The organism is Oceanicella actignis (assembly GCF_900111545.1).
In the GTDB taxonomy this organism is placed as follows: Bacteria; Pseudomonadota; Alphaproteobacteria; order Rhodobacterales; family Rhodobacteraceae; genus Oceanicella; species Oceanicella actignis.
In genome coordinates, this window is the sequence record NZ_FOHL01000021.1 from 1 (window position 1) to 5986 (window position 5986).

Genomic DNA, 5986 nt, shown 5'->3' on the forward strand with positions numbered 1-5986 from the left:
AACCCGCGCCCCGATGACCGGATCGAGCTCGACGGCGAGGCCTTCCTCATCCAGGGCGAACCCGTCCGCGACCGCGAGCGGCTGGTCTGGACCGTCGATCTGCGGCCAGCGTGACGCGGAAAGTTCCCGATCCTGGAAAGCCGCCCGCGTCAGCCGGCGACAACGATGCGGCCCTTCATCGAAGGATGGCGGGTGCAGAAGTAGTCGTGGCTTCCCGGTTCGGTGAAGGTCACCTCGCGGCTCTCGCCCTTGCCGAACAGCCCGGTGTCGAAGCGCGGCTTGCCGTCGGCGCCCGTCGCGACGGCGGTTGCGGAATGTTCGATCCCGTCGCGGTTGGTCCAGCGCACGGCATCGCCGGGGGCGATGGTCAGCGGCGACGGCTGGAACTGGAACGTCTTGATGTCCACCTCGTGCACGGTCACGCTGGCATGCACCACCCCGGAACAGGCGCGTGCGCGGCTGGCAATCGCGCCGAACGGCACTGCGGCGAGAACGGTGAGGAGGGCGCGTCTGGTCGTGGTCATGGGAGTCTCCTGACAAAAAGGGGCGGCGCAGGACCGTTGGAGGGACAGTCGGGGATGGCTCTGCGCCGCCAGTCGGACGGGGGGTGCCCCCGCCGGCCGGTTACACGCCACCGGGGGAACTCGTCACATCCGGCCGGCGGGGGCCGCCGGGCGACCGGTCGGGCCGCCCGGCATTCCAGGGGCGTTACCCGCCGAAACGGTCGGGGAACTGCTTGACGATCGCCCCGGCGAGCGCGTCGGAGATCATCTGCATGTGCGCGGCCGCCTTGCGCTGCAACTCATAGGCCTTGGGCCAGTCTTGGTTGGCCTGCGCATCGACCACCGCGGCAAGCGTCACGGCATGTTCCTTGACCAGCGCCTCGACCGCATCGGCCGGCAGGTTGGGGTTGGCCGAGTTCAGGAAGGCGCCGAAATCGCGGGCATAGTCCATGAGGTCGGCGACCGCCTTGTCGCGGCCGGACTTGCTGCCCTTGATCGTTGCCGTGGTGTAATCGACGAAGAAACCGATATGCTTGCGCCACAGCGGCAGGAAGGCGTCCCTGGCGCCGTCGCCATAGACGAGCCCGATGGCGTTGGCGAGATCGACCGAGTTGGCATCGAGCGCCCCGGCGGCGGCCTTGAAATTCCTGTTCATGCCCATCATCGCCCAGCCGGTGGCGGCGGCGGCGAGGTGGACGTGCTCGGCCAGAAGCAGGTTCACGGCCACCCGCAAATCGCCCCCGGTCTTGATGTGATCGGCCTGCGCCAGAGGCGCGGAGACGGCCAGCGCCAGCGCGGCAACGCCGCCAAGGACGGTGCGACGAAACGTGATCGTGTTCAGCATGGGGTCTCTCCCTTCATTGGTTTCCCGGTTTGGCCCCGGCGCGCTGTGCATCCGAAGCTCGACAGACGTCACGGAAGCCGCAGCGGAAAAGTTGCAGACGGCCCGATTTTTTTTGCCGCTTGCCCGGCAGACCGCCTGCGGTCAGGATGGCCGCCGATGACAGATGACGAGATCGAGGCGGCAATCGAGCGGCTTGCGCGGGGGGACCGCGCGGCGTTCGATGCGCTTTATTCCGCCGTCTCGGGGCAACTCTTCGGGCTTTGCATCCGTGTCCTTCGTGACAAGTCGCTCGCGGAGGATGCCTTGCAGGACGCCTGGGTCAGGATCTGGAACAACGCCGCCAGCTACCGGCGCACGGGCGCAAGCCCGATGGCCTGGCTGGTGACGCTGACCCGGAACGTGGCCATCGACCGGCTACGCGCCGAGCGCAGCGCCGCCACCTCGGGCGCGGATGACGTGGCCGCGATGCCGCTTGCAACGGACGATCCCGGGCCCGAGCGCGTGGCCGAGGGCCGGGATGAGCTCAGGCGGCTGGCCGACTGCCTGAGTGAGCTGCCCGCCGACCGCGCGCAGGCGATCCGCGGGGCCTATCTCGACGGCGCGAGCTATGCCGAACTCGCCGCGCGGTTTGTCGTGCCGCTCAACACCATGCGCAGCTGGCTCCGCCGGGGGCTGGTCGCGCTGAAGGAGTGCATGGACCGATGAGCGCCGCCGAACATCATCGCGACGACATCGCGCTGGCCGGCGAATACGCGCTCGGGCTGCTCGAGGGTGATGAGCGCGCGGCCTTCGAGGCGCGGCTTGCCCGCGAGCCGGAGCTTGCCGCGCTGGTCGAGGAATGGCAGGCGCGGTTCGCCGCTCTGGCCGAGGAGGTGGACCCTGTCGCACCGCCCGACCGCGTCAAGGCCGCGATCGACGCACGTCTGTTCGGCGAGGGCAAGGCTGCAGCGCGCGTGTTGCCCTTCCGCCGCCGTTGGGCTCTGGGCGCGGCCCTGGCCCTTGCGGCCAGTATTGCCGCCCTGGCCTTCCTCGGTCTCTTCACCGGGCCCGGCGAGACGCGCCTTGTCGCCGAGGTCGTGGCCGAGGACCGCGCGCTCGTGGTCGCCGCCGAGGCAGAACTGCGCGGCGATGGCGGCGAGCTCGTCGCGCGGCTCGTCACCGGCGCGCCGCCGCCCGACCGGGCATTCGAGCTGTGGCTGATCCCGCAAGGCGCCGACCGGCCGATCTCCATGGGCCTGATCGCCCCCGATGCGCCTGCCCGCGCGCGCCTGACGGCGGAGCTGGCCTCGCGCCTCGCCGGGGCGACGCTTGCCATCAGCACCGAACCGCCGGGCGGCTCGCCCACCGGTCAGCCGACCGGCCCCGTGGTCGCCGCCGGGCAGTTGACCCGACCGGGATAGGTCGCGCGCTCCAAGTGGACACGCCGAAAACCGGTCTTGATCAACGATGAAGCTCAAGCTCGACATCACCCCGGATCTCGTTGCCGCCATGGCCGCCGAGGTGAAGGCGGGCGAGAAGGCCGTCACAGCCGCCATGCGCGAGGCAGGGAGCGGTCTGAAAACGTCATGGCGCGGCCAGATCACCGGTGCGGGGCTTGGCCGACGACTGGCCAACTCGATCCGGAGCCTGACCTACCCGAAGGCCGGCGAAAGCCTGAACGCCGCCGCGCTGGTCTGGTCCAAGGTCCCGGTCATCGTCGGCGCCCACGACACCGGCCCGCTGATCCGCTCTCGCGAGGGCTTCTGGCTGGCGATCCCGCTGCCCGCCGCCGGAAAGGGGCGGCGCGGCGCCAAGCTCACACCGGGCGAGTGGGAACGCCGCCGCGGCCTGCGCCTGCGCTTCGTCTACCGCCGCCGCGGCCCGAGCCTGCTGGTTGCCGACGGACGCCTCAACACCAAGGGCCTCGGCGTCGCCTCCCGCTTGAAAACCGGCCGGGGCCGCGCCACAGTGCCGATCTTCCTGCTCGTCCCGCAGGTCAGGCTGCCGAAGCGGCTGGACCTCGACCGCGACGCCGAGCGGGCGCTCGACAGCGTGCCGGGGTTGATCGTGGCGAAATGGCTCGAAACCCGCCTCTGAAGCCCATGGTCGACAGCTTCCCCTTATTGGCATATATTGCCAATGAAGGAGAATCCGCCATGGCCACGAGAAATGTCGTCCTCACCGAAAGCCAATCCGCGCTGGTCGATCGCCTGGTCGCCTCGGGGCGCTACCAGAACGCCAGCGAGGCCCTGCGCGCGGGGTTGCGGCTTCTGGAGCGCGAAGAGGCGCAACTCGAGGCCCTGCGCGCGCGGCTCGAGACCGGCCTCGACCAGGCCCGGCGGGGCGATCTCGCCGAGGGCTCGGGTGAGGACGCCATCCGGCGGGCCTTCCGCGCCGCGCGGTCCGGTCGGTGAGCGGCAAGCCGTGGCGCCTGACGCGGGCAGCCGAAGCGTCGCTCGTCGACATCGCGCTCTGGACCCTTGAGACCTTCGGCCCGCGACAGGCCGAAGCCTACGAGGCCGACCTGATCGAGCGCTGCGAGGCGATCGCGCGGAACGAGGCTCCATGGCAGAGCTGCGCCAAGGTGATCGATCCGCGCCTGCCCGAGGATCTGCGTTTCACCCGCTGCGGCGAGCATCTGATCGTGTTCGTGGATGAGCCCGACCGGGTGATCATCGTCGATTTCCTGCACGGGCGGCGCGATCTGCCCGCGCGGCTGACCGAAGTGGCGCGCCGGGACGACTGACCGGACCCATCTTGTAGCTTCGAGGCTTCGATGCCCACCCCCCGCGAATCCATCCTCGCCGCGCTCCACGCGCGACTTGCGGCGCTGCCCGCCACCGCCCTGCGCGGTGAGGTGCTGCCCGAGCGGGTGCCGGCCGAAGGCCTGCTGATCCTGCGCGACGGCGAGCCTGGTGAGCCGGAAGTGACGCTGTCGCCGGTCGCCTACCATTACCAGCACCGGGCAGAGATCGAGGCGGTGGTGCAAGGCGCCGACCGTGACGCTGCCTTCGACGCGCTGATCGCCAGCATCGGCACGACGCTAACCGCCGACCGAACGCTCGGCGGCTTGTGCGACTGGGTCGAGGCGGAAGCGCCACGGCCGGTCGATCTTCCCGTCGAAGGTGCGGCCAGCCTGAAGGCGGGGGTGATACCTGTCGTCTTGCACTACACCACAGCCGATCCGCTGGTCTGACCGCAACAACCTCAGGAGAACACCATGGCACGCGCCCAAGGGGCGCGTGCCATGGTTCGTTCTCCCGTTTGAATGTTCGCGCCTACGCCGGCCTTCGCGCGGCGGCGCGGATCATGCGGCGATCACCGTCGCCGACTGGGTCACCGCGCGTTCGGTCCCGTTCTTCCGGCCCGTGACGAGCAGCGTGTATTCCTGCCCCGGCGTCAGCCCCGTCACGTCGATCTGCACGTCCGTGTTGGCCGTCACCGCCATCTGCCCCGCATCGACCGGCTCGAAGGCCGCGGTCTCGACGTCCTCGGGGCGCATGAAGCCGCGCGCGCCCGCATGCAGCGCCCAGCTCAGATCGCCCGTGAAGGCCGGCCGCGCCGAGAACGACGCCGCCCCGCCCGCCGTCGAGACCAGCGCCAGGTCCGGCGCGAACTTGGCGTTCGCCCAGCGCCGCACCGTCGCCACCTCGCCCAGCTGGCCCGAAGCGTCCTCGAGCACGAAATGGCAGTCCTGCGTCACGTTCGACTGGAACACGCCCGAGCCCGACCACCACTGGACCTCCTGATCCGCCGTCACGGCCTTGCGAAAGCCCGGCGCGGCGGCCGAGGCGTCGCGGATCGCGGCGGCGTCGGGAACGGGCGCGTCGGCGTCCGTGACCAGCGCATGGATCGTGCCCGAGGCCGCCGGGGTGGCGGCGATGCGCATGTTCGTGCCCCCGTCGTCGATGAACAGCGGCGGCACATGAAACCACGGCCGCAGCCCGGCGAAGGGAAAGCCCGTCACCAGCCCGTCGCCCGGCCGCCCGTAGCTCTGGCGGAAATGGGCGAAGACCGCGTCGCCGATCGCCGCCTGCGCGGCCGCGTCGTAGTGGATGCCGTCGCCCACCGTCTGCCAGGAGGGATCGCGCGCGATCACCGCCGCGTTCGGGATCGAGGCGGCCAGCGCGTGCAGGCGCGCATTGGCGGTCTGCTTGCGCGCGTCGAGCGCGTCAAAGATCTCGACGAAGACCGCCGGCGCCTCCACCCCCAGCGCGGCGCGGATCTGGCGCACCCAGTCGGCGAAGCGCACGTCCAGGCTCTCGGCCATCGAGGCGCCGCTCGGGTGCAGCGTGGTGCTGTCCTTCTCGCCGATGACGAAGATCAGCCCCTGGATCAGCACCGTCTTCGCCGCCGCGAGCGAGGTCAGCGTCTCGCCCGAGCTCTGGCGCAGCGCGGTCAGGATCAGGTCCTGCCCCGGCCCGCCCCATCGGAAGTGATCGACCGAGCGCCCGCCCTCGGTCTGCTTGAGGATGTAGAGATTGGGCGCCGCGTCGTTGCGCCACGAGGCCGGCGCGCCGCCGCCCAGCACATGCCGCACGAGCCCGATCTCGGGCCCGAACGAGGCCGTGCCCTCGGGGATGCCGTTGGCGCCCGTGGTCCACACCTTGCCCGAGGTCCGCGGCGAGGCGTCCGTCGCCAGCCCCTGCGCCTCGAAGCG

10 protein-coding genes are annotated in these 5986 nt (G+C 70.7%); 7 read left to right on the forward strand and 3 right to left on the reverse strand.

Going from position 1 to position 5986, the window contains the following annotated elements:
• A partial coding sequence (locus BMW67_RS16260) for a head-tail joining protein (protein WP_425433843.1) occupies positions 1-114 on the forward strand: 114 nt, incomplete at its 5' end.
• A 35-nt stretch (positions 115-149) separates the two neighbouring features.
• On the opposite strand, the gene BMW67_RS15110 is transcribed toward BMW67_RS16260, so the two are convergent.
• Positions 150-524: a plastocyanin/azurin family copper-binding protein gene (locus tag BMW67_RS15110; RefSeq protein WP_072748536.1), complete on the reverse strand. Its 375-nt coding sequence runs from the start codon at positions 522-524 to the stop codon at positions 150-152.
• Between the two features lie 184 nt (positions 525-708).
• On the reverse strand, positions 709-1347 hold the full coding sequence (locus tag BMW67_RS15115) for a hypothetical protein (RefSeq protein ID WP_072748537.1): 639 nt from the start codon (positions 1345-1347) through the stop codon (positions 709-711).
• A gap of 156 nt (positions 1348-1503) precedes the next feature.
• Between BMW67_RS15115 and BMW67_RS15120 the strand changes: the two genes are divergently transcribed.
• Genes BMW67_RS15120 through BMW67_RS15145 form a run of 6 tightly spaced genes read left to right on the forward strand, consistent with a single transcriptional unit; the run spans position 1504 to position 4522 of the window.
• Positions 1504-2052 (forward strand): sigma-70 family RNA polymerase sigma factor, encoded by a 549-nt coding sequence (locus BMW67_RS15120; RefSeq protein ID WP_072748538.1) that lies wholly within the window; start codon positions 1504-1506, stop codon positions 2050-2052.
• Complete coding sequence (locus tag BMW67_RS15125) at positions 2049-2747, forward strand: anti-sigma factor (RefSeq protein WP_072748539.1); 699 nt, start codon at positions 2049-2051, stop codon at positions 2745-2747. The genes BMW67_RS15120 and BMW67_RS15125 overlap by 4 nt, the downstream gene beginning before the upstream one ends.
• 46 nt (positions 2748-2793) lie before the next feature.
• Positions 2794-3423 carry a DUF6441 family protein gene (locus tag BMW67_RS15130; RefSeq protein WP_072748540.1) on the forward strand — a complete coding sequence of 210 codons (630 nt, stop codon included), beginning with the start codon at positions 2794-2796 and terminating at the stop codon, positions 3421-3423.
• Positions 3424-3482: 59 nt separating this feature from the next.
• Positions 3483-3740 (forward strand): type II toxin-antitoxin system ParD family antitoxin, encoded by a 258-nt coding sequence (locus BMW67_RS15135; RefSeq protein ID WP_072748541.1) that lies wholly within the window; start codon positions 3483-3485, stop codon positions 3738-3740.
• Positions 3737-4072 (forward strand): type II toxin-antitoxin system RelE/ParE family toxin, encoded by a 336-nt coding sequence (locus BMW67_RS15140; protein ID WP_072748542.1) that lies wholly within the window; start codon positions 3737-3739, stop codon positions 4070-4072. The genes BMW67_RS15135 and BMW67_RS15140 overlap by 4 nt, the downstream gene beginning before the upstream one ends.
• Before the next feature lie 30 nt (positions 4073-4102).
• Positions 4103-4522 carry an acyl-CoA transferase gene (locus BMW67_RS15145; RefSeq protein ID WP_072748543.1) on the forward strand — a complete coding sequence of 140 codons (420 nt, stop codon included), beginning with the start codon at positions 4103-4105 and terminating at the stop codon, positions 4520-4522.
• A 111-nt stretch (positions 4523-4633) separates the two neighbouring features.
• Here BMW67_RS15145 and BMW67_RS16200 read toward each other — a convergent pair.
• Positions 4634-5986: sialate O-acetylesterase (locus BMW67_RS16200; protein ID WP_143053721.1), on the reverse strand; the 1353-nt coding region annotated here is incomplete at its 5' end.

Bases quoted from the DNA above. Each gene is read 5' to 3' on its own strand.
- BMW67_RS15110 (WP_072748536.1), bottom strand. From the start codon at position 524: ATGACCACGACCAGACGCGCCCTCCTCACCGTTCTCGCCGCAGTGCCG.
- BMW67_RS15115 (WP_072748537.1), bottom strand. From the start codon at position 1,347: ATGCTGAACACGATCACGTTTCGTCGCACCGTCCTTGGCGGCGTTGCC.
- BMW67_RS15120 (WP_072748538.1), top strand. From the start codon at position 1,504: ATGACAGATGACGAGATCGAGGCGGCAATCGAGCGGCTTGCGCGGGGG.
- BMW67_RS15125 (WP_072748539.1), top strand. From the start codon at position 2,049: ATGAGCGCCGCCGAACATCATCGCGACGACATCGCGCTGGCCGGCGAA.
- BMW67_RS15130 (WP_072748540.1), top strand. From the start codon at position 2,794: ATGAAGCTCAAGCTCGACATCACCCCGGATCTCGTTGCCGCCATGGCC.
- BMW67_RS15135 (WP_072748541.1), top strand. From the start codon at position 3,483: ATGGCCACGAGAAATGTCGTCCTCACCGAAAGCCAATCCGCGCTGGTC.
- BMW67_RS15145 (WP_072748543.1), top strand. From the start codon at position 4,103: ATGCCCACCCCCCGCGAATCCATCCTCGCCGCGCTCCACGCGCGACTT.